Genomic DNA, 25,174 nt, shown 5'->3' with positions numbered 1-25,174 from the left:
CCCCGACACTCGACCAGAGCTCCTGAAAGGCTTCTAGTGATCCCGACCTTCCTCACCGACGCCCCCCGCTACCTGTTCCTCACCGGCAAGGGCGGCGTCGGCAAGACGTCGATCGCTTGTGCCAGTGCGATGCACCTCGCCCGGGCCGGACGGTCGGTGCTCCTGGTGAGCACCGACCCGGCCTCCAACGTGGGTCAGGTGTTCGACACGGCGATCGGCAACACGATCACCGAGATCGCCGCCGTGCCCGGCCTGTCCGCGCTCGAGATCGACCCCGCGGAGGCCGCGACCACCTACCGGGAGAGCATCGTCGGGCCCGTGAGGGGCATCTTGCCCGAGCCCGAGGTCGATCTCATCGAGGAACAGCTCTCGGGGGCGTGCACCACCGAGATCGCTTCGTTCAACGAGTTCACCGGCCTGCTCACCGACACGCAGACCACCGCCGCGTTCGACCACGTCGTGTTCGATACCGCCCCGACCGGCCACACGATCCGCCTGCTTCAGCTTCCCGGGTCATGGACGGACTACCTCGACGAGGGCAAGGGGGATGCGTCGTGCCTGGGGCCGCTCTCCGGCCTTGAGCGCCAACGCTCGACCTACGCCGAAGCCGTCGACGCTCTCGGAGACCCGGCACGCACCCGTCTCGTGCTCGTCGCCAGGCCGCAGACCGGCGCTGTCACCGAGATCGCGAGAACCCACGGGGAGCTTGCCGAGCTCGGTCTGCGTCAGCAGCACGTCGTCGTCAACGCTGTGCTGCCGCCCCCGGGCGACGGCGACGTGCTGGCACGCGCCGTCCACGACCGCGAACAGGCCGTGCTGAACGACCTGCCCAAGGCGCTGCGCGGCCTCCCGACCGACCTCCTTCCGCTCAGGGCCGACAACATGGTCGGCCTCGACGCGCTCACCAGACTTTTCGACGAGGCCAGTACCAGCCTCGAGGCACCCATCGAGGAGGCCCCGGCCGGACTTCCTGCCGGCACCGACGACCTCGAAACCCTCGTCGACGAGCTCGCGCAGCAGGACCATGGCCTGCTCATGTTCATGGGCAAGGGCGGGGTCGGCAAAACCACCATCGCCTCGGCCGTCGCCGTCGCCCTCGCCGAACGGGGGCACGACGTCCACCTCACCACGACCGATCCGGCCGCCCACCTGGCTGACACCCTCGACGAGGCGGTGGACGGGCTTCAGGTCTCGCGCATCGACCCGGACGAGGCCACGCGCACGTACCGTGAGACGGTGCTCCGGAACCGTGGTGCGGCGCTCGACGAGGCCGGCCGGGCCGCGCTCGAGGAGGACCTGCGTTCGCCGTGCACCGAAGAGATCGCCGTCTTCCAGGCCTTCTCCCGGGCCGTCAACGAAGCGCGCCGGCGCTTCGTCGTCATGGACACCGCCCCCACCGGGCACACCCTCCTCCTGCTCGACGCGACCGGCTCCTACCACCGCGACGTCGTACGCCAGATGGGCGACAGCAACAACGTCACCACCCCGATGATGCGCCTCCAGGACCCCGAGCACACCAAGGTCGTCGTGATCACGCTGCCCGAGACCACACCAGTTCTCGAAGCGACCCACCTGCAGGACGATCTGCGGCGCGCGGGCATCGAGCCATGGGGATGGGTCGTCAACAACTCCCTCACCGCCGCACAGACCACCAACGCCCTGCTCCTCAAGCGCGCAGGCAACGAACGCGCAGAGCTGGAGCAGGTCCTTGCCACCGCCGAGCGGTGCGCCGTCCTGCCGATCCTCCCAGCCGAGCCCATCGGTATCGCCGGACTTCGCGAACTCAGCCAGCGCGATCGAACCGTCGAGATGGTGCCCACGTCGGCGTGACGTGTCCAGGAGCGACGCCCGGCGGGCCAGGCCGGGCGTCGCTCGGACGAAACACGAGCCGGCGATAGCCACTCCCCCGTGCGCGTTTCGCGACCGAGGACCTACGGGCCGCCGACCACCGTCACCCCACGTCCCCTGGTTCGACTCGCTGTCGCTGCCCGCCTCCGCCAGCACCTCGAAAGGTGACTCGACGTCGCCGCGCCAGGCCCCGATGCCTGTCCTGTTCGCAGTGTCAGAACAGAGAACTCGGCACGTCTCGATACGTAGGGGTGCCAATAAGAGTGAGGCCCGCCCTCCTCCGACCGCCCGGCCGAACTGGCGTCAACCGGTCCCGGCACCACTCCGGTCACGCCGCTGGTCCCAGCCCGTCGAGGAAGGCGACCGCACGCTCGACGACGAGCCTGGTCGCGTCGGCGTCGAACCCTGCTGACGACGAGTCCGTGAACAGGTGGGCGTTCCCCGGGTACGTGAACAGCTCGCCGCTGTCGGGACCGACGGAGCTCACGATCGCCCGGGCCGCGTCGATGTCACCCTCGTGCGTGAAGAATTCGTCGTCGTCCATCCCGTGGATCTGGACAGGAACGCCGGTCGGCCAGGGCCCGGTCGCCCACTCCCCCGACACAGGCAGAGCGCCCTCGAGGAAGAGCGCACCGCGAGCGTCCCCACGCTCCTGAAGCACCCGCTGCGCGGCCATCACCCCCAGCGAGATCCCCGCGTACACCGGCCGCGGTACCTGAGCGACCGCGCGCGCCGCACGGGCCAGCACCTCGTCCTCGGCGATCGCGGAGAACGCGGCGAAGCCGTCCTCGATGCTCGAGAACGTCCGGCCGTCGAACAGGTCCGGCGTTGTCACCGAGTGCCTGCCGCCGGCCCGCAGGCGTTCGGCAAGCTCCCGCACCCCCTCGGTCAGCCCCAGGACGTGGTGGAACAGCACGACGTCGACCATGACGACCCCCTCGCCTCGGCGCGGCCACCGGGCGGGTCGCGTCCGGGCGCGACGATACGCCCGAGCACCGACAGTCGTGCGCCTGAGCGTCGCCGCCACCAGGGCACCCGCGGGCGGACCACGACCGGCCGTCCGGATCTCATACCAGCGGACGATGTTTCGGCTCATCGTCCGGGCCTAGATTGATTGACTGCCAGGAAAACGCTTTCCACGCTAGGAGCGCGACGATGACGTCCACACGGCAGAACTCCACCCGGCACCACAGACGGCCCCGACGACGGCGAACGGCGGTGACGATCGCTGCCGGCGCTGCCATGTGCGCCACGCTCGTATTGGCGCCCGCCGCCCAGGCGGACGAGCCCGTCGGCGATCCTCTGCTCAATCCCCTTCCCGACCCCACCCTGACGACCCTCGCCATCGAGGTGGAGGAGCTCGTCCAGCTCCCCGAGTCCTCCCCCACCCCGGAGCCCACCGACGAGCGGCTGATCCGGCACAACCGGATCACCCACCTCGACGAGGTGCCCGACGACTCCGGCCGGCTCATGGTCGTCGACATGAACGAGATCCTGTACCTGGTCGACCGAGACACCGGCGAGTACGTGGACTACCTCAACGTCCGGGACCACTTCGCGGACAACTTCCACAACCACGCCGGCCTCGGCACGGGCTTCGGCTTCGCGGAGTTCCACCCCGACTTCGCCGATAACGGCATCTTCTACACAGTGCACACCGAGGGCGGCACCGCGCTCACGGAGGACGAGCCGGACTTCCCCGAGTACGGCGGTACCGCGTTCCACAGCGTCATCACCGAGTGGACGGCCGACGATCCGTCGGCCGAGACGTTCTCCGGGACGAGCCGCGAGCTCATGCGGATCCCGTTCGCCGGCCGCGTCCACACGGTCCAGCAGATCGCCTTCAACCCCACGGTCGAGCCGGGAGACCCTGACCACGGGATGCTCTACATCCTCGTGGGCGACGGCGGCAACGGCGTCGACAACGGCAATCCGCAGGACCTCGCGACCCCGCAGGGCACGATCTTCCGCATCGACCCGCTGGGCGAGGACAGCGCCAACGGGGAGTACGGGATCCCGGCGGACAATCCCTTCGTCGGCACCGAGGGCGCGCTCGAGGAGATCTACGCCGTCGGCATGCGCGACCCACACCGCATCAGCTGGGACACCGCCGGCGAGCACGCGATGTACCTCGGGCACATCGGTGAGTGGCAGGTGGAGTCGATCTACGAGGTCGAGTCCGGGGACAACTTCGGCTGGTCCGAGCGCGAGGGCTCCTTCCTCGCCCACGACCGCCAGATCTACCCCCTTCCCGACGACGACGCCGGCTACACCTACCCGGTCGCCGCGTACGACCACAACCGCGACCCGGGCCAGACCGGCGATGCCGGCGTGGCGGTCAACGGCGGGTTCGTCTACCGCGGGTCGATCCCCGAGCTCCAGGGCAGGTACCTGTTCACCGACCTCGTCCGGGGGTGGATCCTCTCGACGAACGCCGACGAGATGCACCGCAACGACGGGGACCCACACGACCTCGCACCGATCGAGGAGCTCCGCGTCATCCACGAGGGAGTCGAGACGACGTTCGCCGAGCTCGTCGGTGACACGCGTGTCGACCTGCGCTTCGGCGCCGACGCCTCCGGCGAGCTGTACCTCGTCTCCAAGGCCGACGGCCGCATCTGGAGCGTGACCGGGGCCCACGAGGTGCCGGAGACCAACGTGCTGCCCGAGCTCGCGCGCAACGTGGTCAGCCACTACACGTTCGACCACCCCGTGGCCGACGCGCCTGCGTGGGAGGACGACCTGGGCCGCTCGGGCACGGACATCGAGCTCGTCAACGGCGGGGAGCTCATGCGCGTCGCCGACGCGGCCTACCCCGGCGCCGGACTCGCGCTGCAGACCCAGCAGCTGAGCCCGGACACCGCGTCGAACGACGACTGGAAGGCCGGCGTCTACGACCCCGAGGGGGTCGACTCGCTCGACGCGCTGGCGGACGCGGGGCAGATATCGATTATGGGCTGGTTCAAGCCCACCGGCGACCACCCCGTGCCCAACTCCGAGTCCACGGACCCGGACGACGTGTTCAACGCGATCGGTCTCGCGGGAGTGCTGTCGGGCGACTCGGACGGGCACGGCGTCCGCGCCCTGCTCGAGGTCATCGAGGTCGACGGCGAGCTGAGGCTCGTCGCGCTCGGCCGCCGCGTCGACGGCGCCGGATCGTGGACCTACGCCGCCACGATGCCGTGGGACGAGATCCTCGCCCGCAACGAGTGGGTGCACCTCGCCGCGACCTTCGACTACGAGGCCGGCGAGATGCGCCTCTTCATGAACGGCGAGGAGCTCGAGGGCGAGTACACCGCGGACAACCCGTGGGGCGAGGGAACGACCTCGGGCACCAACCCTGCCGGCATCAAGATCGGCGGCAGCTTCCCCCAGAACGACCGGGAGCGCAACGCGTTCGACGGCCGCATGGACGACATCGTCATCCTCGACGCCGTGCCCACGCCGGAGCAGATAGCGGCGCAGTACGCGGCCTACGGCGCTGAGCCCGTCGATCCACCGTCCACGCCCGAGTGCACCTTCGACACCGAGGTCACCGGCCTCATGGCCGAGGAGAACTGGACGCCGCGCACGCCGGAGATCTGGGACTTCCCCGGCGACATGATCACGATGACCGGTCCCGGCACCGACCCGGGCGACGGCATCCGCCGTCCGTTCGAGTACGCCCTGCTCGCCGCGGGCGACCCGGTCGGAACGGTGCAGGTCGAGGCCGAGGTCCGGCTGGATGCACCACCGTCGGTCAACAACCGCGACATCATCCTCGTGTTCGGGCAGCGGTCCGACACGGAGTACTACTACGCGCACCTGTCGCAGGACAACACGATCTACGCGCACAACGGGATCTTCCTCGTCGACGGCGCCGATCGTCTGCGGATCGACGACCAGTGGGACGAGGAGGCCTCGGTCGGCGCTCCTCCGGCGATCACCGACGACGCCTGGCACGACGTCCGCCTCGTGCACTGCGCCGAGACCGGCGAGATCGCGGTCTGGGTCGACGGACTCGACGACCCCCTCATGACGGCGACCGACACGACGTTCGGCTCCGGTCGCGTGGGGTTCGGCTCGTTCGACAACACCGGGAGCATGCGTGACCTCGTGGTCTCCACGCAGTCCGACGACGAGGAGCCGCCGGTGGAGCCGGAGCCGGTTCCGCCGTCGGCGGGGCGTGGGTTCTACCTGAACGACGGGTGGGGGATCTGGGCGGATCACGAGTTCAGCTTCGGTCGTCCGGGTGACGAGGTGCTCGTGGGTGACTGGGACGGCGACGGTTCCGACACGCTGGCCGTGCGCCGTGGGAACGCCTACTACCTGTCCAACTCGCTGTACGGCGGGGCGGCCGAGGTCGAGCTGACCTACGGACGGGCCAGTGATTCGGTGCTGGTGGGTGACTGGGACGGCGACGGCAGTGACTCGTTCGCGGTGCGCCGGGGGAACAGCTACTTCCTCACCAACAGCCTGACCGGCGGCAACGCCGACGCGGAGCTGGACTACGGCCGCGCCGACGACACCGTGCTCGTCGGGGACTACGACGGCGACGCCGTCGACACGTTCACGGTCCGTCGCGGGAACACGTACTACGTGTCGAACTCGCTGAGCACCGGTTGGGCGGATAGCGAGCTCGACTACGGGCGGGCCGGTGATCAGGTGCTGGTCGGTGACTGGGACGGCGACGCCGTGGACACCTTCGCGGTGCGCCGGGGCAACCTCTACCTGGTGTCGAACTCCTTGACCTCGACGGTGGCCGACACCGAGGTCCGGTACGGCCGGGCCGGCGACGAGGTGTTCGTCGGTGACTGGAACGGCGACGGCTCCGACACCCTCGGAGTCCGCCGCTGACCCAGGACCCGGTGCCGATAGCTGGCGAGTGAGCGGACTTCTGCTCCACCAGTGAGCGGAGTCCTGCTCCACGGATAGGCGCCGCCCGGATCTCGGTCCGGGCGGCGCTCACCGGTCGGGCGGGCCCCGCACCCTGATGGGGTGCGGTGCCCGCCCTTCGCCGTCGTCGCGATGCCCGTCGCCGGGGCGGTGTGGTCGGTGAGTCAGCGGGGTAACCATCGAGGCAGTGCCCCCGGAGGACTGACTCAATGGTTACCTGATTGACTGGGTGACGGCGCCTCGGCACGACACGGCGCAACCGCTCCCCAACCGGCAGAACCCCGCTCACTCGCCACACGGAACGGACCGAACCCCGCTCACTCGCCACACGCGCCGGGCAGAAGTCCGCTCACTCGCCGGCACGGACGTGCGTATGTGCGCGACGACGCCCGTGCCGTGACCTACCGTGGAGGCGTGCCACGCGCGCCTCACGCGCCGCGCCGATCCGATCGAGGAGGACACGCCATGTGGCCGTTCAGTCGTCGTACCGGCAGTGACGGTCGTGACCGGACGCCGCGCGAGCGCGGGAGGGGTGCGGCGGACGCACGGTCCGGACGGTCGTCGGGTCTGGACGCCGTCCCGGCCGGACCCTCCCCCGCCGACCTTGCCGACGACGCGCCGCTCACCCGGCAGCTGGCCGCCCTCGCCGCGATGGGTCTCCACCTTCGGGAGGGTGTCAGCCACGACGACCTCCGCCTCCGACTCGCCGCGGCCGACCGCGCCCCCCTGCCGTTCCAGCTCCTCCTGCACGGTGCCGGCGCATCGTTCGACCGCCCGGTGCGTGAGCTCGTCGTCGGCGATGCAGTGCTGCCGGCCACCGCCACGGAGGACGAGGTCGCCGCGTCCGTGCACCGCACCCTGCACATGGCGGAGGACGCGCTGGGCGCGTCGGGGCACGTGGGCACGGTCGAGGTCATGCTCGACGACGGCGCCTCCGGCTCGGTCACAGTCACCCTCGGCGGCACCCCCGTCGCCGTCCCGCTCGAGGGCCGGGAGATCGCCCCCGTGCTCGACACTCTCCTCGACCGGATGGTCCCGCCGAGGCTGGTGACCATCCCCCTGCTGCGCTCCGACTCCGACCCGGCCACCGTCCCGGACGCCTCCGACGCGGGACCGAGGAGGGGCGCCACGTACCGCCGACTCGTCGTGCCGAAGGAGCACGGTCAGCAGGCCCGGTCGATCGCCGTGCGCCTCTCCCGCGCGCCCGAGGTCCGATTCGCGCTCGCCGACGTCCCCCCGTCGATCAGCGAAACGACCGAGGACCCGACGATCGGTGAGGCCGACCGTCCGCCCGGGACCTCCACCCGCGCCACGTCCACGACGCCGCCCGCCGTCGTCGACGCCTCTCCGGCCGACCTCGGAGCGACCGCTGCCGGATCCACCGCGGACGGCACGAGCGCGCCCGTACCCGTCTCCCCCGACGTGGCCGGCGCCCCGGGTACCGCATCCGGCCCCGCCGGGCCCCGCCCGGGTGGAGCTGCTCGTGGCGCCGACGCAGCACCTCCCGACCCGGAGACCCTCGAGTCCAACCGCCGCAGGCTCTCCGCGCTCGTGGAGTCGGGCCTCCGCCTCGATCCGAGGCTGTCCGTCGACGACGTCGCCGGAGCCGTCGTACCATCCGCCGACCCGGCCGACTGGGACCCGTTTCTCGACGCCGTCGTGCACCACCCGGTGCGCGGCGACATCCGCGCGTGGGCGAACGTGTACCGGTTCCCGCCGGAGGACACGATGACCGACTCCTCGGACGACTGGATGCGGGTCGTCGGGGACATCGCGCGCACCGCGGGCACGTGGGACCGGCTCACCGAATCCCGCGTGGTCTACGAGGCGTCCGGCGAGATCCCCGCCGGCATCGACCTCGTGCTCGGGGGCACCCGGCTCCGGGTCGAGGCGGACGTCTGGGGCGCACTCATCGATCTCGTCGCGGTCGCACGGCTGTGCGAGGCCCTCACGCCGAACGGCCGTGCCACGGTGCACCTGCCCAACCATGCCGCCTGGGTTCAGCCTCGTCGTGCGGAATCCCTCTCGCGGCTCATCGGCGACTACTGACCGGCCGTCGCCGGGGGCCGCTGGGGAACGGCCGGCAGGGCCGACCGCGGTTCGCGACCGGGCGCTGATCGACGGCGATCACAGGCCCGGGGCGAGCAGGAGCCCGCACCACGCGGCCCCCACGCACGACGCGAGCATCCCGGCGCACAGGCACGACGCAGCGACGGGTCGCCGGGCGCCAAGGACACGCACGACGTCGACGCTGGCGGTGCTGAAGGTGGTGAACCCGCCGAGGAAACCGGTCCCGGCGACCAGCCCGAGCTCCGGGGACACGCCTCCGGTCCCGGCGACCAGCCCGAGCAGGAAGGACCCCAGCACGTTGACCACCACGGTCCCCACGGGCAGTGCCGGTCGCAGGGCCACGGTGAGGGCGCCGTCGAGCAGGAACCTCGTACCGGCGCCGAGGCCGCCCGCCAGCGCGACGAGCAGCCACGTCATGCCGTTCCCCCGCCGTCGCGACGGCGCTGCGCGCGCACGACCCGCAGCACGCCGACGTGGGCGAGGTAGGCCGCGAGGACGCCCGCGACGACGGACCCCACGGCATAGCCTGCGGCCACGGCCGGTCGTCCCGCCTCGGCGAGCTGCACCGTCTGCAGGGCGAGGGCCGAGTACGTCGTGTAGCCACCGAGCACGCCCGACCCCAGCACCACCCGTGCCCGGCGTGCCCGCTCGTCGTGCATCGTGGTGAGCACGGCGAACAGCACGCCCAGGAGTGCCGCGCCGGTGACGTTGATGCCGGCGGTCGCCCACTGAACGTCGGCCGGGACGGACCCGGCCAGCTGGTCGATAGCGGCACGCGCGCCGGAGCCGAGCGTCCCGCCGAGCACCACGAGCGCGAGGATCCCGGGCCGCAGGTGCTCCGGCCGCGGGCGGCGAGCTGGGTGAGGCACGCGGCGAGGATAGACCCGCCGGACCACATGCCCGCGGGGTCCGCCTCGGTGCCGTGGCCGCCGGCCGGAGCCGCACCCTTCGTTGCGGCGAGCTCGTGCCCGCCGGCGGACGGCGATCAGTGATCGGTGTAGATCACCGACGTGTCGCCGGCCTCCTCCCGCCACATGCTGACGACGACGAGCGTGGGCGAACCGGTCGGAACCTCGACGTACGCGTCCCGGTTGGACATCTGCGCGCCGATCTCCGAGGGCGCGTCGTAGGCGCCGTCGTCGTTGTTGACGACACCGCTGCCGTCGGTCGGGAACGCGACGAGCTGCGGGTCGGAGTCACCCTCGCGCAGGGTATGGACCGAGCCCGACGGTCCGGCGGGTTCGGTCGCGAGCAGGGCGACGTCGTCGACGGCGACGGACACGTCGACGGGAGCCCCCGGAGAGAGCGTGCCCGCCAGACCGGAGCGGAACTCGAAAGGCACCGTCCCACCGCTCTGGCGCCAGTCGGTGACCTCGACCGTGTAGGTCCCGGGCTCGAGCACCAGGCCGACGGCGGCGTCCAGTCCCGACGAGCCGCCGAGGGGGGCGAGGTCGCTCGACGCGCTCCCGACGTCGTCGACGTCGACCGACACCCCCTCGCCGGACACGGCGATCTGAGGATCCGTGTCACCGGAGGCGGCCAGTGCGAGGAACCCCGTGCGCTCGGTGACCGTGAGGGTTCCGGTCCACGCACCGCCGGCCGGGACCTGCACCTGGCCGGACTCCGGCACCTCCGCGCCCGACGAGTCGGTGAACGTCAGGGCGTCGGCCGGGGCAGGGCCGGGGACCGGGGCGGACGGGTCGCCCCCGGGGCCGCCCGCCGTGGGGTCGTCGTCGCCCGAGAAGAACATGAAGTACGCGCCGACGCCGAGCACCGCGACGATCGCCAGCACGAGTGCACCGGCGAGGAGCGGAGAGAGTCCGGACCGTCTCTGCTGCGACTGGTAGCCGCCGGGGCCCTGCGGACCGGCGTAGCCGGCCGGCCCCTGAGGCGCGCCGTAACCGGCCACCTGCGGCGGTGCTCCGAAACCACCGGGGCCCTCCGGGGACGCTGCCCACGGCGCTCCGGCGCCCTGGGGGTAGGCGGCGGTGCCGCCCGACGGGTAGCTGCCGGCGCCGGCAGCGGCGTACCCGCCGTATCCGTCACCGAGCTGAGCGGTCGACCCGGACTCGACGACGGGACCGGTCGACCCCGGGGAGCCCGCGCCGGGGATGCCGTAGAAGCCCGGGCCCGTCTGACCGGCCCAGCCGGCCTCGGCCGAGGACCCGGCGGACCAGCCGCTGCCCGCGGTGAATCCGCTTCCGCCGGACGGCGTGCTGCCGTGCGGACCGGCCGCGCCCTGCCCGGGCGCACCGACACCGTAGCCCGCAGCGGACGGGGCCGAGGGCGGCATCTGGCCGTAGCCCGGAGCGGACGGGGCCGACGGCGGCATCTGGCCGTAGCCCGGAGCGGACGGGGCCGACGGGGGCAGGCCCTGGTCGGCCGGTGCGACGTCCTGTGCGCCAGCCACCGCACCGGACGACTGCCCGGCCTGCAGCACGGACGACGGGGCAACCGTGTGGTCGACAGGCGGAGTGGGGTCCTCCGCACCGTGCACGTCGTACTCCGAGTCCTCGGCGTCGTACTGTTCGTCGGTCCACGTGACGCCGTCCCAGAAGCGGATCTTGCCGTCCTCCCAGGGGTCGGAGTACCAACCTGCTTCGACGGTGCTCAACGATTCCTCCGTGGACGAGCGTGCGACGGCGTGGGGCTCCCCACGGTCCGGACCTGTCGAGGGTAGCCACGGCGAGGGCCCATGCCCGGCATTCCGCGCGGGGAGAGCGACCCACGGCGGCAAGACTCACACCCGCGAGGTGGCGCGCGCTACCCGATGGTGGCGTCGGCGACCATCCTGCCGCCCTGCCCACCGAACGTGGTGACGATGACGACGTGCTCCCCCTCGTCGCCGGAGACGGTGAGTCCGGAGTCGAGCCAGTCGGGCAGGTCCTCGCCGTCGTAGCTCGTCGAGCTCTCCCAGTCGTCGTTCTCCGTGATCGTCCCGTCCGGCGAGGCGATCATCAGCAGCGGGTCCGTGTCCTCGCCGGTCAGTGTCACCGTGAGCTCCTGGTCCGCCTCGAGGTCCACCGCGTACAGGATCGCGTCGTCGGGCTGGACGTCGACGTCGAGCTGGTCACCGTCGGCGAGCGTCGTGCCGTCGCCTGCGACCACCTCGAGCTCGAACGCGCTCGGGTCGCCGTAGTCGGACGTCACCACGAGCTCGTAGTCGCCGGGCTCGAGGACGAACGCGCCGGCGGGGTCGAGGCTCGACGGGAATCCGCTGAAGTCGAGGAAGTCGAAGACGTCCGCCGAGTCGGTGAGCTCGTGGTTCACGCCGTTGCCCTCGATCGTGATCGAGAGGGTCGTGTAGTCGGGCGAGTAGCCGGCGACCACCACCGGCACCCGCTCGATCACCCGCAGGGTCGAGGTGTACTGGCCGTCCTGCGGGAACGCGCCGTCGACGCCCGCCCCGAGGTCGTTCCCGGACGTGTCCACGAGATAGGCCAGGCCGGAGACGTCGCCGTCGCCCCCGGCGGAGCCCTCGGTGCCCGCGGGGGGCGGGGTGGTCGACGGCGGATCGCTGGGATCGTCGGTCGGCGGCTCCGTGCTCGGCGACGGAGTCGTCGGCGGCCGGTCGGAGGTCCCCGGCCCGCCGTCGTCGGCCGTGTCGTCACCTCCGACGAGCCTGGAGATCCCGAAGGCAGCCAGGGCGACCACGATCACCGCGACGAGCGCGAGCACGGCCACGACGGGTCCTCGCCCCCGCCCGCCGGGCCCTCCGGGAGATCCGTACGGCCCGGGCCCCCCGGGCCCCCGGCCGTACCCACCCGGCCCGTACCCGGACGCACCGGCGGTCCCGCCGGGGCCCGGGGCACCGGACGGCCCTCCCGACCAGTGCGGCTGGGAGTGCCCGAAACTTCCTCGCGGTCCGCCCGCGTGGGGCTGGGCCGACCCCTGGGGCGCAGCACCTGCCTCCAGCGGCTGCTGCCACGTGGCGGTCCCCGGGTCCACGGGCCGGCCCCGGTAGGGGTCGATGCCGCCGGAACGGTAGGCGCCCGCCCCGACGGCCGCGTACCCGTCGTAGCCGCCGTCCGGCTCCTGTACCGCGTAGGTGCCCGTCGTCGTCTCGACGTCCACCTCGTCGTCGCCCCAGCCACCCGCGACGCGGTGCTCCCCCGTCGGGACCGGGCTGGACGAGCCCGGGTAGCTCATGGCGCCCGCGTCCCCGTAGCCGAGGTCGCCGTACGCGGTGGCCCGTGACTGTCCGGTCCGCCCCTCCGCGGGCCTGCGCACGGTGTCGCCGTGCTCCTCGTCCCAGTCCGCGCCGTCACGCCCGTCCTGCTGGGCGTCGTACCGCCAGGGTTCGCCGTGCTCGGGGCTTCCGCCCTGCCTCGTCGCCATACCGCCTCTCCGTCCGCGATCAGCGCGGAGCGATGTGGACGACGGCGTCGGTCGGGTCTCCCCAGAAGGTGCTGGCGACGATCACGCTGTCCCCCACCGGGATCGGGTCGGTGTCGACCGAGGCGTCCAGCGGGTTGCGCGGCTCGTGCTCGGGCGGCGCGTCGTCGTTGTGGTAGACGAACAGCTCCGGGTCGACGACGTAGATCATCGTGTCCTCGTCCCCGTGGACACCCGCACGGATCGGGGTCTCCTCGCCGACGTGGAGGATGAACACCGACGGACGACCGTCCTCGATGGTCACCGGCGTGTCGGACGGAACGCCGACGACCAGCGAGCCGGAGTGGACCTCCATGACGACCTGCGAGGCGTCCCCGCCGTACTCGTCGACCGTGAACTCGTAGTCCCCGGGCTCCATCACCCAGGCTCCCGCCGGGTCGAGGTACGACTGCGGGAAGCCGAAGACGGGCATGAGGGCCCGGGAGTCGTCACCGGTGAACTCGCCGCCCTCGCCGGACGCACTGAACCGCAGGTCCTCGCCCTCCGGAGAGTGCCCGCCGAAGATCACCGCCGAACGCTCCTCGATGCGGAGCGTGAGGGTGAGCACCTGGTCGTCGGCGATCGCGGACTCGAAACGGGTGCCGAGCGCCTCGCCGTCCGGGTCGACGAAGAACGCCGTGCCGGTCTCGCCGTTGCCGACGAGCTCGCCGGGCGCGAGGGACGGCTCCTCGGTGGTCGGCTCCTCGGTGGTCGGCTCCTCGGTGGTGGGGTCTTCCGTCGTGGGCTCCTCCGTGGTCGGCTCCTCCGAGGTGGGCTCCTCCGTGGTCGGCTGCTCGATGGTCGCCGGCTCGGTGGCGGGCTCACCGGTGGTGGCCGGCGGCGGCGTGGTCCCGCCGGCGGTCTCGTCCTCGCCCGAGACCGCGTCCCAGATCAGGTATCCCCCGACGCCGACGACGGCCACACCAAGGATCGACAGCAACGCGATGAGCGCAGGACTGCGATGCTTGTCCGGCTCCCCGCCAGCACCGGGACCGCCAGGGCCGGGACCCCCGGGACCCCCAGAACCACCGGGACCGCCCGGTCCGTATCCCCCGCCGGGACCGCCGGTGCCGTACGCGCCCGCTCCCCCGTAGGCGCCGGCCGGGCCGTAGCCGGATGAACCTGCACCGCCGTAACCGGGTCCGGCCGCGGATCCCGGTGAACCCGCGCTGCCGTAGCCGGCTCCGGCCGCAGCTGCGCCGAAGCCGGCCGCGGATCCCGGCGACCCGGCTGTCGGGCTGCCCGGACCGGGATGACCGTGGCCGGGCTGGGTGCCCTGCTCCGCGGACTGCTCCGTCCACGTGGTTCCGTCCCAGTACCGGAGTCTGGCGTGGTCGTAGGGATCGGTGTACCACCCGGGCGCGACACTCATGAGGGGCACTGTAGTGCCGCGCAGGTCACGTTCTGGTCACTGTCGAGCGTGATCCGCAGGGCAGTTCTGCCCCGGGACCGCGCGCTCCGCGAGGAGTCGGGCGACGCCGGACCTCGACGTCCCGGTCGAGGAGCGCTCAGCTCACCTGGCGGTTGCGCGCGGCGCGCCGGCGGGCGAGCTCGTCGGGAACGTCCTCGGTCTCGGCCCGCTCGGTCGGCAGCTCGGCGAGACTCCCCTCGACCTCCCGCCACACGCGGCTCACCGCGATGCCGAACACACCCTGGCCACCCTGGACGAGGTCGATCACCTCGTCGTCGGACGTGCACTCGTACACCGAGGCGCCGTCGGACATGAGGGTGATGCCTGCGAGGTCCTCGACGCCCCGCTCCTTGAGGTGCCCGATCGCCACGCGGATCTGCGGCAACGAGACGCCCGAGTCGAGCAGGCGCTTGACGACCTTGAGCACGAGGATGTCGCGGAAGCTGTACAGCCGCTGGCTGCCGGAACCGTTGGCACCGCGGACGGAGGACTCGACGAGACCGGTACGGGCCCAGTAGTCGAGCTGTCGGTACGTGATGCCCGCCGCGCGCGAGGCCGTGGGTCCGCGGTAGCCCGTGTCCTCGTCGATGTCCGGGAGCGTCTCGCCGAACAGCATGCCCTGGGACAGCTGCGGGCCGCGCGCGTGCGCGCCGGTGGCTTCCGTGGGACTCACGGTGGGCTCCGTTTCTCGTGGCGGGACCGGGTGCGTGGTCCCGGTGACACCGTCACGCTAGGGCGCCCCGTGACCGGGGTCAACGACGCCGGTCGGCGGGTCGCTCACCAGTTTACCGCTGACCTCCGACGTGGCTCGTGGTGCGGGTGAGGCACGCACCGACGGACGGCCGCGCGACGATCAGCTCTCGCTGCGTGGGTCCCCGAAGTCGTTCGGACCGAGCCCCTCGAGCTCGCGACGCAGCTCGGCCACCGCGTCCTCGATCGCCGCGCCGTCGGTACCGCGGGACCGTCCGCCCCCCGTCGCCGGTCCCCCTCCCGTCGCCGGGGCGGCCCCCGATCCGGGTGCCGCGCCGCGCGCCGGGGTCGTCGCGCCGAGCTCCGGCAGCAGCTCTGGCGCGCACCGGATCGCGGCACCGGCCCGAAGGGCGAGCGCGACGCCGTCGGACGGGCGGCAGTCGATCCGCTCGCCGGACGAGAGCACGAGCTCGGCGTAGAAGACGCCGTCGAGCTGTGCGGTGATGACGACCGCGACCACCTCCGAGCCCAGCGCCCGGATCGTCGACAGCAGGAGGTCGTGGGTCAGCGGCCTCGGCGGGACCAGCCCGGCCTGGACGGACGCGATGGCGGCGCCCTCCCGGGCACCGACGACGATGGGCAGCACCCGTCCGCTGGGTGGGTCCCTGAGCAGGAGCACGACCCGGCCACCGTCGAGCGTCACCTCGACCCCCTGGACCTCCATCTCATGCACGCCCCGAGCATATTCGACCGGGACTGCGAGTATCAGGTTCCGAGGACGGCGGTCGGCCGAGCCGGGCTCAGGACTCCGAGATCGCTCGTCTGAGCAGCTCGGCGTGCAGCTGTGCATAGAGCTCACCCATCTCGCGCGCGCTCGCGTGGGCGCGTTCGAGGTCGGCGCCCGAACGGCCGGCGCGCAGGGGTGCCAGCGCGGCGGCGATCGTCCCCGCCTCACGCTCGGCCGCCTGCCGGACGGTGCGCAGGTGACGCGGATCGACTCCGAGCCGGCCGAGCGCCGTCGCTGCCACGACCACCGGAACGGCGGATCCGGGGTGCCGCCCGCGCGCATCCGCTCCGACGAGACCGGCCTCGACCAGCGCCTCGACGTCGGAGACGCTCGCGCCGGTGGCGTCCGCGAGCTCGACGGTGGTCATGCGCGACCCGGCCGAGGGCGTGACGACCTGGCCGTCGCGGGCCACGAGCCGAGCGAGCGTGGGGTCCTGCACGCCGCGTCCGGCGTCGAGGTCGTCGAGCTGGTCGCGGATCACCCGCAGCGGGAGGAACGCGTCCCGCTGGGCGGCCAGGGCGAAGCGCAGCCGTTCGACGTCGGCCCGGGAGTACTTCCGGTAGCCGGACGGGGCCCGGTGGGGCCGGACGAGATCCTGGTCCTCGAGGTAGCGCAGCTTGGACAGGGTCATGGCAGGGAACTCGTCCTTGAGGACCGCGAGGACCTGGCCGATCGCCATGACCGGGGTCGTGCTCACCCCGGGGGGCCAGCTCGTCGAGGCAGCGACGTCGGGACGCTCGTCACCGCCCGGCTCCGGCCGGGAGGCCCTGGACCGCGCGGCGCTCACGCCTCGCGAGCCTCCTCGCCGCGGACCTGGCTCGGGTGGTAGGTCAGGCGGTACTTGCCCACCTGCACCTCGTCCCCCGCGCGGAGGCGGACGGCGTCGATGCGCGTGCGGTTGACGTAGGTGCCGTTGAGCGAGCCGACGTCGCGCACGTCGACACCGCCGTCCCGGACGAGGAACTCGCAGTGGTGGCGCGAGACGGTCACGTCGTCGAGAAAGATGTCCGAGCGTGGGTGCCGGCCGACCGAGGTGCTGGCGGCATCGAGCAGGAACCGTGCGCCGGAGTTCGGACCGTGCTGCACGATCATCAGCGCGCTGCCCGCCGGCAGGGCGGCGACCGCCTTGGACTCCTCGGCGGACAGGCCGGGGAGGGACGGGTCGGCCGACGGCTCACCGAGCATCCCGAAACGCGCGGTGGAGTCGGCGCTGGTGCCGTCCTCCTCGAGGTGCAGCCGCGGGTCGTCCCACGGCTCGGGTGCGGGAGGCGGAGGGGTGGACATCGCGGTGCCTCCTTCGGCGGGGTGCATCCGGCCCGCGGGTCGCGGGGCCGTCGTGCCATCGTAGTCTGATCGTGACCTTTCGTGTCACCGTGGTGACAAGCTCTGATCAGGTCGTACGGCACAGCCACCGCTGTGCGCGCCCGGAGCCGGACGTCGGGTCTCAGTCCTCGACGACCCGCGAGTGCTCCAGCTCCTGCGGCTCGGCGACGGAGAGGATCTCCAGCCGCTCCCGCTCGACGAGCTCGACCTCCGCGCCGCGGCCGCGCGTGGTGGACATCGCCCCGCCGGGGATCTCCAGCGCGACCCGCATCGTCTGCGGATCGCCGATGGCCCGCACGACGTACGGCGAGGCGATCGTCGTGCCGTCGACGACGAGGCCACCGGTCTGCCGAACCACGTACGAGGTCGCCGTCAGCCGGACGCCGTCGACCTCGATGGCCTCGGCACCACCGTTGCGCAGCTCCTGGACCAGCGTGACCATCGTCTGCGCCCGCATGGAGTCGTCGGGGTCGGTGACGACGATCTCGACGCCCGGTCCGGCCGTCGGCACGGTACCCGCGAGCACACCCTGTGTGCCCGCGAGCTCGGCGGCGGCATCGGCGGCCGCCTGCGAGGAGTCGGCCGCGGTGCGCAGCTCGTCGAGCTCCTCCTGCAGCCGGTCCTGCTCGTCGACGAGGTCGATGTTGCGCCGGTCGAGCTCGTCGAGCAGCCGCACCAGGTCGTCCTGGCGGAGCGCCGCGAGCGGATCCTCCTGGGTGTGCCGCACCTGTGCCACGAGCGCGATCCCCAGCATCGCGCACAGGATCACCACGAGGAGGTCCGAGGCCCTGCCCTGCCACCAGGGCCGCCGGGCCGGGTCGGGCGCGGCGTCATCGACGTGGGCCCGGTCCTCGCCGTCGTGCGCCTGGTCCGTCATCTCGTCGGACCGGTCCTCCTCGTCCGGGGTGCGTTGCTCGGCGTCGGGCCTGCGGTCCTTCTCCCGGCGCTCGTGCGACTCGTCAGGCACCGTGCTCACGCCTTGAAGATGTGGCGACGGATGGCGGCCACGTTGGAGAAGATCCGGATCCCCAGCACGACGACGATCGCCGTCGTCATCTGACCGCCCACGCCGAGCTGGTCGCCCACGTACACGAGGAAGGCGGCGACCACCGTGTTGAAGAGGAACGAGGTGATGAAGACCTGGTCGTCGAACACGCCCTGGAGACGGGCACGCAGGCCGCCGAGCAGGGCATCCATCGCGGCGACCACGGCGATCGGGAGGTACGGAACGAGCCACGCGGGCACGGTCGGGTCGAGGACCACCCCGACGACCACGCCGATCGCAAGTCCGACGATCGCGAGCACTACCGCTCCCCCTGCCCCGTCGGGCCGCCCGTGGGATCCAGGGGCGTCGCATAGGTGGTGGTCCGCGGTGGGAGCGCCGGGAGCGTCGCCTCGTCGAGGTCCGCGTAGGACACGTCGATCTCGTACCGGTCGGACAGCTGCTGGAGGTGCTGGCCTGCGGTGCCCGTGCGGAGCGAGTCCCGCAGCTCCTCGGGGTCACCGAGCGCGACGACCGTGTAGGGGGAGCTCGTCGCCTCGAGGTTGACGAGGATCGCGCGCCCGGCGGCCCGGATCGCGGAGGTGGACGCGAGGCGCCTGCCGTCGATGCTCACGCCCTCCGCCCCCGCCGCCCAGAGGCCGTTGACGACGGTCTGAAGGTCGGTGTCCCGCACCCGGCCGTCGTCGGCGTCCGCGACACCCGCCGCGGCGTCCTCGGAGTCGGACAGCACGATCTCGATGCCGGGACCCGAGATCGCGTACTGGGCCGAGCCCCCGAGCGCGACCCGCGCCTCCTCGCCGAGGTCCGACGGCGCGCCCTCGACGATCTCGTCGCGCAGCAGGTCGACCTCGGTGGCGAGCTCCTGGTTGCCGGTGGACAGCGCCGCGGCCGCCTCCTCGGCTCCCTCGATCTGTGCCGCGAGCTCGGCCCGGACCGGGTCGCGCCCCTCCTCCGGCGCGGCGAGCTCACGGCCGGCCACGACCAGCCCGACGCCGACCGCGAGGACGGTCGTCCAGGTCGCGACCCGTAGGACGGGGCCCGTGCTCGTCCCCTCCTTCTCGCGGCGCGCGGCGGCCTCGGCATAGCCGGCGTCCAGCGGGTGGTCGATGAGGGCCCGCAGCGGGGACTCCCACGACCGTGGACGCGGCTCCTGCCGCCGCACCCCGCTCCCCTTGTGCGCCATCGGGCCACTGTAGGTCCGGGTGCCGCCCCCTCCGCCGCACCGCGCCGGAGGTGCCGGTTCGGTGCGCGGTTCACCGCCGTCCGCCGGGGCATCGCCGTGCGCGGAGGCCTCGCTGTTCGCGGATCGTCACGGTCCGCAGGGGCCTCGCTGTCCGCGGATCGTCACCGTCCGCGGGTGGTCAGGTTGGCCCACGCGTCCCGGCGGCGGTCCCGCGGTATGTCCACCACCGCACGAGCGCCTCGAACGGTCCACGCCGATCGCCGCGGGCGAGGACAGCGGCGACGGCGAGGCCGAGGACCCAGGCACCCATCGCGACACCTGCCGCCTGCAGGTTGGTGATGTCCCGTCCCAGCGCGAGCGGACCCCACGGGACGAGCACGACGACGAACACCAGCGTCTGCAGGAGGTAGCCGCTCATCGACATCCGGCCCAACGAGCTGATCGCGGTGGTGAGGGCGCCGCCCCGGGGACGGCGAGCCGCGGTCCGACCAGGCGTGACGAGGCCCTGTGTGGCGGGACCAGGCGCAGCGGGACCGCCCTCCGGATTGTGCGCGACCCGCGTCGCGACGAGCCCCAGGAGAGCGGCGTAACCGATCCCACCTGCGTAGCCCCCGGCGCCGTGGAGCAGGCCCATGAGTGGGGCGGCCCCCTCCGACGGCGGCCCGACCGCGCCCGCGGCGACGAGCGCGTACCAGGCGCCGAGGACGACCGCCGCGCCGAGACCGAAGGCCGCGCAGCGCACCAGCAGAGCCCGGTGCCCGGCGGGCTGCTCGAGCACGCGGTGGCGGGCAGCGAGCACGCCCAGCGGCACGGTGACGCTCACGCCGATGGCGTTGGACAGGACGCCGCCGGTCGGCCAATCGACGAGGTGCTCACGCACTGCCGGGCCGAGCTCGGCAGGGATCGGGTCGGCGACGGCCCCGAACGATCCCGAGCCCGCCAGGAGCAGGACCACGAGGACGCCGGCGATTCCGGCCCAGGCGAGCAGGGCGGCGTCGTGTGCGCGGACCATGGCGCCGGGCAGGAGCAGCAGGAGCAGACCGTAGGCGGCGAGGATCTCACCGGGGAAGAACAGGATGCCGTGGGCCGCACCGATGCCGACGAGCACCACCGACCGACGTCGGAGGATCCCGACCACGGTCGCTGCGGAAGCACCGTCGTCCAGGCGACGCGACGCCAGCTGCCAGACTCCGTAGCCGAAGAGGAGCCCGAACAGCGGGTAGGCCCGTCCGTCGACGAGAACGAGCTGGAATGCGGCGACCACGTCGTCGAGCACTGTGGTCGTGGCCGGATCCGGGTAGCCACGCAGACCCTCTCGCGGTACGTCGACGAACGCCCGCACGTTGGCCAGGGCGATGAGCAGCAGCATCGCGCCACGCGCAAGGTCGGGTGCGAGTGCGCGTTCGGCGAGCGGGGTCGGTCCGCGCTCTGCCGGTCCGATGGGCTGCGACATGTCGGAATGGTCGCAGAGCGCGTCGGCCCGGCCGCGACGGATTCGCGATCCAGTCGTGATGGTCGTCCCATCCGGATTCATCATCGCGCGGGTTACTCTCAGGTGCCGCCCGGCGCACCGCCCGGGACGGGCGGTGTCCGGAACAAGGAGGTTTCGCGTGTCGGTGGACCGGGGCATGACAGACCGCCTGCGCATCCGCGAGGTCGTGGAGAGCTGGGCGTTGTGGCGTGACGCCGGCCTGTGGGAGCGGTTCGCCACCGTCTGGCACTCGCAGGGATACATGACCGCCACGTGGTTCCAGGGATCGGCCACCGACTTCATCGGGGCGAGCCGCACCGCGTTCGAGGAGGGGGTGTCGATCCTCCACTTCCTCGGCGGGACCTCCGTCGACGTCGCCGGAGATCGAGCGACGGCACAGACCAAGATGACGATCTCGCAACGCGCCCGCGTGCACGGCGTCGAGGTGGACGTCGTGTGCACGGGTCGGTTCTACGACTTCTTCGCCGTCGAGGACGACGACTGGAGGATCGTGCGACGTCAGCCCGTCTACGAGAAGGACCGGCTCGACGTCCTCGACCCGGGTGCCGGCCTGACGCTCGACGCCGACGTGCTGGCCGCGTTCCCGCTCGGCTACCGGCATCTCGCCTACCTCCAGCAGGAGGCCGGCTTCACCATCAAGCAGGGCCTGCCGGGCCTCACCGGCCCCGCCGTCGAGACCCTCTATGCCGAGGGTGCGGCCTGGCTGGACGGGTCGCCCACCGCGGGTACCCCGCTCTGAGACGAGAGGCGCACCCGTGACGAACCGCCCGCCGTGCGACGGACCTCGTGACGAGGCCGGCCTGCGCGACGCCCCCACCACACACCCGCTCATCGATCGCGTCAGCAGCACCACACCCCCAACAGCAAGGAGCACCATGTCCCCCCTCCGATCACGTCGTCGCAGCTACGCAGCCGGCGCCACCCTCGCCGCCTCGGCTCTTGTCCTCGCCGCCTGCGGCGGTGGCGACTCCGAGGGTGAGGGTGGTGGCGACGGGGACGAGCTGACGCCGATCACGGTCGGCGTCATCCCGATCATCGACGTCGCCCCTCTCTACATCGGCATCGAGGAAGGCATCTTCGAGGAGCACGGCCTCGATGTCACCGCCGAGTCCGGTCAGGGCGGTGCCGCCATCGTCCCGAGCGTGATCTCCGGCGACTTCGACTTCGGTTTCGGCAACTCGATGTCGACCGTCATCGCCGCCTCGACCGGGATGCCGCTGCAGATCATCTCCTCCGGTGTCTGGTCGACGGGCGACCCCGAGGAGGACGCGTTCACCATCATGTCCGCCGACGAGAGCATCCAGGGCCCCGAGAACCTCGAGGGTGCCGTCGTCGCGACCAACACCCTCAACGCCATCGGTGACTCGGTGGTCATGGAGTCGGCCGAGCTCGCCGGCGTTGACCCCACGACGATCGAGTTCGTCGAGATGCCGTTCAACTCGATGCCTGCCGCGATGGAGAACGGCGACGTCGACGCGGCGTGGATCGTCGAGCCCTTCGTCACGGTGGCGATGGAGGACAGCGGAGCTCACGTGGTGACCGCGGTGCTCCTCGACATCGCCGACGAGTGGGAGATCTCCACCTACTTCACGACCGACACCTACGCGAACGAGAACCAGGAGACCGTCGAGGCGTTCCAGTCCGCGATCTCCGAGGCCAACGCCTATGCACAGGAGAACCCGGACGCGGTCCGGGAGATCCTGCAGTCCTACCTCGACCTGCCCGAGGGGCTCGAGGACCGGGTGATCCTTCCGGGCTGGCAGCCGGACGTCTCGCGCGAGACGGTGCAGATCTACCACGACCTGGCCGACGAGCGTGGCCTGCTGGACCAGGAGGTCGACCTCGACGCGCTCCTCGAGCACGCTCAGTAGGGGGCGGTCCGAGCGGCCGGGGCGGACGGTAGCCGCAGCTCATGGCTGCGACGGCCGGTGACGGCGTACGACGGCGGGGGCCACGGATGTCGATCCCTGGCCCCCGCCGCATTCAGGTGGACGAGCCGGCCAGTCGGGGCGGTGGGCATTTCAGGTCGGTCGAGGCGGTGGTCGTTTCACGTCGGTGGCGCCGGTCTGCCGGTCTCGCCGGTCTCGCCGGTCTGCCGGAGGGTCGGCCTACGGTGCCGGACGACCTGCAATGATGCGCAAGCACCTGTGTCCAGAGCCAAGGAGATGTCATGACCTCAGTCGCCAGCTTCCGGCGCGCACCCGTTCTTGCCGACCTCGTGCCGGGTGCGCGTCTCAGGGACGTGGCGCTGGTGCTGGCGGGCACCGTGTTCGTCACGGTGGCCGGGTGGGTCGCGGTCCCGCTTCCCTTCACTCCGGTCCCGGTATCCCTGGCAACGTTCGCCGTCCTTCTGACCGGCGCGGCGCTCGGACCTGCGCGGGCTGCCGCGAGCATCCTCGTCTACCTGGCGGCCGGCACGGCGGGCATTCCGATGTTCGCCGAGTTCGGCTCGGGATGGGCGTTCGCGTCTTACGGCTACGTGCTCGGATACCTCGTGGCCGCCGTGCTGGTGGGCAAGCTGGCCCGTCGCCGGGCCGACCGGTCGGTGCTGGGCACCGCCGCGCTCGCGGTGGCCTCGACGGCGACGATCTACGCGGTCGGTGTCCCGTGGCTCATCATGTTCCTCGGCGTCGACCTGGCGACGGGACTCACCCTGGGCGTGGTCCCGTTCCTCGTCGGCGACGTCGTCAAGGCGGCGGCAGCGGCACTCCTGCTCCCCGGAGCCTGGTCGATCGTCCGCCGCGTGCGCCGATAGGTCGGGAGCTGTTGGCGCTCCCGTAGAGCCGGAGCAGAGGGCCCGCCCGGCGCGTCGTTCGTCGGGGGTCCGCGGCTCGAGCTGACGGAACGGCGCACGTGGGCTTCACGAATGTCGGTAGGCGGCGTCGCTCGGCCATCGCTTCGTAGCCATGCCGCCTGTTGATCCGGACCGTGTCCCGCGCTCGAGGTCGGTGGTGCGCCTTTATTCGCGTTGGTGCGGCTCGTCGCGGCCGGTGGGTGTCCGGCTGGTGATGGGTCGGCCGTGTTGGTCGTGGAAGTGCCAGTGGCCGGTGCGGCGGGTGATGGTGATGTTGCGTGCGTGGATGAGGTCGTGGTGGTGCCAGCACAGCAGGATGCCGTGCTCGATGCTGGTGGGGCCGTGGTCCTTGTACCAGTGCAGGGAGTGGTGGATCTCGCCGAATCCGGGTGGTTCGTCGCAGTCGGGGTATTGGCAGTGTTGGTCGCGGGCGTGGATGGCCCGGGTCATGTTCGCGGGGAAGATCCGTTTCTCTCGTCCGACGTCGAGGACTGTGGATTCCGGGCCGAAGATGACGCGCATCAGTGCGCTGTCGCAGGCCAGACGGGCGAGCATCGCGTGCGGGATGGGGGTCCCGTCCTCGAAGGTGGCGGGTTGGATGCCGTCCATCACGCGGGGGTCGATCGCGGCCGAGATCACGTGATCCTCACCGGGCTGCCAGTCGGTCAGCCACTGCCGTGCCGTCTCGGACAGGTCGAAGATCCCCGACCCGCCCTCGCTCGCCGACCCGTCGGGGGTGCTGCCACGCTCGTCCACCAGCCCGAAGGTGGCGTCGATACCGAACGCTGCACCGGCGTGGGTGCGGGTGGTGGTGTGGGGGCGGGTGGTGGTGTGGGTGCGGGTGGTGGTGTGGGGGTCGCGGGGTCCGCCGGGGGCGGTCAGGGTCTGCTCGGCGGTGATCGGGGCGACGATCTGCCCGGCGGGTAGTCCCGCATGGGCCTGGCCGTGGTTGGGGGTGAGGTCGTGGGTGGCCAGCCAGCCGGCGGTCGCCGAGGCGGGTGGGATCACGGACCCGGTCGCTTTGGTGAGGGCGGTGAGGGTGTCCAGGGTGGCGGTGATCGTCACGTGCGGACGGACCCGCGCGTTGGCCTGCTGCTCACCTCGGTCGAGGGACTCGTGGGCCAGGGCGACCAGTGCGCCGGCGCGGCGTTGGGCCGGGGTGCGGTCGTCCTCGGCGCCCTTGCGGCCGGCGTGAGCGGTCAGGGCGGTGGTCACGACCTGCCCGGACAGCTCGTCGAGCCACCCCGTGAGGTGATACCCACCCGTGGTCGGGGCGATGGTCAGTTCTTCGCGGGCATCGTCCTGCCGCCAGGCCTTGTCAGCT

General features: G+C 72.1%; 21 protein-coding genes and 1 pseudogene. 6 read left to right on the top strand and 16 right to left on the bottom strand.

The genetic code is table 11. From position 1 onward, the window contains the following. The first annotated feature begins 36 nt into the window (after positions 1-36). Positions 37-1,830 (top strand): arsenical pump-driving ATPase, encoded by a 1,794-nt coding sequence (gene arsA, locus ACZLKG_RS16065; protein WP_463649297.1) that lies wholly within the window; start codon positions 37-39, stop codon positions 1,828-1,830. A 346-nt stretch (positions 1,831-2,176) separates the two neighbouring features. Here arsA and ACZLKG_RS16060 read toward each other — a convergent pair whose 3' ends face one another. Then, positions 2,177-2,776 (bottom strand): dienelactone hydrolase family protein, encoded by a 600-nt coding sequence (locus tag ACZLKG_RS16060; RefSeq protein ID WP_425708801.1) that lies wholly within the window; start codon positions 2,774-2,776, stop codon positions 2,177-2,179. Positions 2,777-3,003: 227 nt separating this feature from the next. On the opposite strand from ACZLKG_RS16060, the gene ACZLKG_RS16055 reads away from it, so the two are divergent. Together ACZLKG_RS16055 and ACZLKG_RS16050 are read left to right on the top strand one after the other, a co-directional pair. Then, positions 3,004-6,684 (top strand): PQQ-dependent sugar dehydrogenase, encoded by a 3,681-nt coding sequence (locus ACZLKG_RS16055; protein WP_463649296.1) that lies wholly within the window; start codon positions 3,004-3,006, stop codon positions 6,682-6,684. 690 nt (positions 6,685-7,374) lie between these two features. Further along, positions 7,375-8,772 carry a hypothetical protein gene (locus ACZLKG_RS16050; RefSeq protein ID WP_463649295.1) on the top strand — a complete coding sequence of 466 codons (1,398 nt, stop codon included), beginning with the start codon at positions 7,375-7,377 and terminating at the stop codon, positions 8,770-8,772. 78 nt (positions 8,773-8,850) lie between these two features. Here the strand turns inward: ACZLKG_RS16050 and ACZLKG_RS16045 are convergent, their stop codons facing one another. The 14 genes and pseudogenes from ACZLKG_RS16045 to ACZLKG_RS15980 form a co-directional block, all read right to left on the bottom strand. After that, on the bottom strand, positions 8,851-9,210 hold the full coding sequence (locus ACZLKG_RS16045; RefSeq protein ID WP_425708804.1) for a fluoride efflux transporter FluC: 360 nt from the start codon (positions 9,208-9,210) through the stop codon (positions 8,851-8,853). Then, entirely contained in the window at positions 9,207-9,662 is a 456-nt protein-coding gene (locus ACZLKG_RS16040) for a fluoride efflux transporter FluC (protein ID WP_463649294.1), read from the bottom strand. Before ACZLKG_RS16040 ends, ACZLKG_RS16045 begins: the two co-directional genes overlap by 4 nt. A 116-nt stretch (positions 9,663-9,778) precedes the next feature. Then, positions 9,779-11,407, bottom strand: coding sequence for a DUF2510 domain-containing protein (locus tag ACZLKG_RS16035; RefSeq protein WP_463649293.1), 1,629 nt, complete (start codon positions 11,405-11,407; stop codon positions 9,779-9,781). A gap of 149 nt (positions 11,408-11,556) precedes the next feature. Continuing rightward, positions 11,557-13,131: a hypothetical protein gene (locus tag ACZLKG_RS16030; protein ID WP_463649292.1), complete on the bottom strand. Its 1,575-nt coding sequence runs from the start codon at positions 13,129-13,131 to the stop codon at positions 11,557-11,559. 19 nt (positions 13,132-13,150) lie between these two features. Beyond that, positions 13,151-14,107 carry a pyrimidine/purine nucleoside phosphorylase family protein gene (locus tag ACZLKG_RS16025; RefSeq protein WP_463649312.1) on the bottom strand — a complete coding sequence of 319 codons (957 nt, stop codon included), beginning with the start codon at positions 14,105-14,107 and terminating at the stop codon, positions 13,151-13,153. Between the two features lie 336 nt (positions 14,108-14,443). Beyond that, a pseudogene (locus ACZLKG_RS16020) lies at positions 14,444-14,539 on the bottom strand (DUF2510 domain-containing protein); the annotation flags it as partial. 136 nt (positions 14,540-14,675) lie between these two features. Further along, on the bottom strand, positions 14,676-15,194 hold the full coding sequence (locus ACZLKG_RS16015; RefSeq protein ID WP_425708968.1) for a MerR family transcriptional regulator: 519 nt from the start codon (positions 15,192-15,194) through the stop codon (positions 14,676-14,678). 237 nt (positions 15,195-15,431) lie between these two features. Then, complete coding sequence (locus ACZLKG_RS16010; protein ID WP_425708969.1) at positions 15,432-15,992, bottom strand: bifunctional nuclease family protein; 561 nt, start codon at positions 15,990-15,992, stop codon at positions 15,432-15,434. Positions 15,993-16,068: 76 nt separating this feature from the next. Beyond that, positions 16,069-16,842, bottom strand: a complete 774-nt coding sequence (gene ftsR, locus ACZLKG_RS16005; RefSeq protein WP_425708809.1) for a transcriptional regulator FtsR — start codon at positions 16,840-16,842, stop codon at positions 16,069-16,071. After that, complete coding sequence (locus ACZLKG_RS16000; RefSeq protein ID WP_463649308.1) at positions 16,839-17,240, bottom strand: FHA domain-containing protein; 402 nt, start codon at positions 17,238-17,240, stop codon at positions 16,839-16,841. The genes ftsR and ACZLKG_RS16000 overlap by 4 nt, the downstream gene beginning before the upstream one ends. A gap of 259 nt (positions 17,241-17,499) precedes the next feature. Continuing rightward, positions 17,500-18,354 (bottom strand): DUF881 domain-containing protein, encoded by an 855-nt coding sequence (locus ACZLKG_RS15995; protein ID WP_425708811.1) that lies wholly within the window; start codon positions 18,352-18,354, stop codon positions 17,500-17,502. After that, positions 18,351-18,683, bottom strand: coding sequence for a small basic family protein (locus ACZLKG_RS15990; protein ID WP_425708812.1), 333 nt, complete (start codon positions 18,681-18,683; stop codon positions 18,351-18,353). Before ACZLKG_RS15990 ends, ACZLKG_RS15995 begins: the two co-directional genes overlap by 4 nt. Further along, positions 18,683-19,564: a DUF881 domain-containing protein gene (locus tag ACZLKG_RS15985; protein ID WP_425708813.1), complete on the bottom strand. Its 882-nt coding sequence runs from the start codon at positions 19,562-19,564 to the stop codon at positions 18,683-18,685. The genes ACZLKG_RS15990 and ACZLKG_RS15985 overlap by 1 nt, the downstream gene beginning before the upstream one ends. Positions 19,565-19,742: 178 nt before the next feature. Further along, the gene (locus ACZLKG_RS15980) at positions 19,743-21,017 is read right to left on the bottom strand and encodes a DUF418 domain-containing protein (RefSeq protein ID WP_425708814.1); all 1,275 of its coding nucleotides are present in this window, start codon (positions 21,015-21,017) and stop codon (positions 19,743-19,745) included. Between the two features lie 175 nt (positions 21,018-21,192). Here ACZLKG_RS15980 and ACZLKG_RS15975 point away from each other — a divergent pair, with 175 nt between their 5' ends. From ACZLKG_RS15975 to ACZLKG_RS15965, 3 genes are all read left to right on the top strand, one after another. Beyond that, on the top strand, positions 21,193-21,795 hold the full coding sequence (locus ACZLKG_RS15975) for a nuclear transport factor 2 family protein (protein WP_425708815.1): 603 nt from the start codon (positions 21,193-21,195) through the stop codon (positions 21,793-21,795). 136 nt (positions 21,796-21,931) lie between these two features. Beyond that, on the top strand, positions 21,932-22,927 hold the full coding sequence (locus ACZLKG_RS15970) for an ABC transporter substrate-binding protein (RefSeq protein WP_463649291.1): 996 nt from the start codon (positions 21,932-21,934) through the stop codon (positions 22,925-22,927). 299 nt (positions 22,928-23,226) lie between these two features. Beyond that, a complete protein-coding gene (locus ACZLKG_RS15965) occupies positions 23,227-23,811 on the top strand; it encodes a biotin transporter BioY (RefSeq protein ID WP_463649290.1) in 585 nt (194 codons plus the stop codon). 204 nt (positions 23,812-24,015) lie between these two features. Here the strand turns inward: ACZLKG_RS15965 and ACZLKG_RS15960 are convergent. After that, positions 24,016-25,174 (bottom strand): HNH endonuclease signature motif containing protein (locus ACZLKG_RS15960; protein ID WP_463649289.1); only part of this gene is annotated, 1,159 nt, incomplete at its 5' end.

This window comes from Georgenia sp. Z2081 (assembly GCF_055326445.1).
Note: the sequence above shows the minus strand (reverse complement) of the source record. Positions and strands in the feature narration are given on the sequence as shown.

Excerpts from the sequence above, each read along its gene's own strand:
- ACZLKG_RS16060 (WP_425708801.1), bottom strand. The coding sequence starts at position 2,776 with ATGGTCGACGTCGTGCTGTTCCACCACGTCCTGGGGCTGACCGAGGGG.
- ACZLKG_RS16055 (WP_463649296.1), top strand. The coding sequence starts at position 3,004 with ATGACGTCCACACGGCAGAACTCCACCCGGCACCACAGACGGCCCCGA.
- ACZLKG_RS16050 (WP_463649295.1), top strand. The coding sequence starts at position 7,375 with ATGGGTCTCCACCTTCGGGAGGGTGTCAGCCACGACGACCTCCGCCTC.
- ACZLKG_RS16045 (WP_425708804.1), bottom strand. The coding sequence starts at position 9,210 with ATGACGTGGCTGCTCGTCGCGCTGGCGGGCGGCCTCGGCGCCGGTACG.
- ACZLKG_RS16030 (WP_463649292.1), bottom strand. The coding sequence starts at position 13,131 with ATGGCGACGAGGCAGGGCGGAAGCCCCGAGCACGGCGAACCCTGGCGG.
- ACZLKG_RS16015 (WP_425708968.1), bottom strand. The coding sequence starts at position 15,194 with ATGCTGTTCGGCGAGACGCTCCCGGACATCGACGAGGACACGGGCTAC.
- ACZLKG_RS16010 (WP_425708969.1), bottom strand. The coding sequence starts at position 15,992 with ATGGAGGTCCAGGGGGTCGAGGTGACGCTCGACGGTGGCCGGGTCGTG.
- ACZLKG_RS16000 (WP_463649308.1), bottom strand. The coding sequence starts at position 17,240 with ATGCTCGGTGAGCCGTCGGCCGACCCGTCCCTCCCCGGCCTGTCCGCC.
- ACZLKG_RS15985 (WP_425708813.1), bottom strand. The coding sequence starts at position 19,564 with ATGGCGCACAAGGGGAGCGGGGTGCGGCGGCAGGAGCCGCGTCCACGG.
- ACZLKG_RS15980 (WP_425708814.1), bottom strand. The coding sequence starts at position 21,017 with ATGTCGCAGCCCATCGGACCGGCAGAGCGCGGACCGACCCCGCTCGCC.
- ACZLKG_RS15975 (WP_425708815.1), top strand. The coding sequence starts at position 21,193 with ATGACAGACCGCCTGCGCATCCGCGAGGTCGTGGAGAGCTGGGCGTTG.
- ACZLKG_RS15970 (WP_463649291.1), top strand. The coding sequence starts at position 21,932 with ATGTCCCCCCTCCGATCACGTCGTCGCAGCTACGCAGCCGGCGCCACC.
- ACZLKG_RS15965 (WP_463649290.1), top strand. The coding sequence starts at position 23,227 with ATGACCTCAGTCGCCAGCTTCCGGCGCGCACCCGTTCTTGCCGACCTC.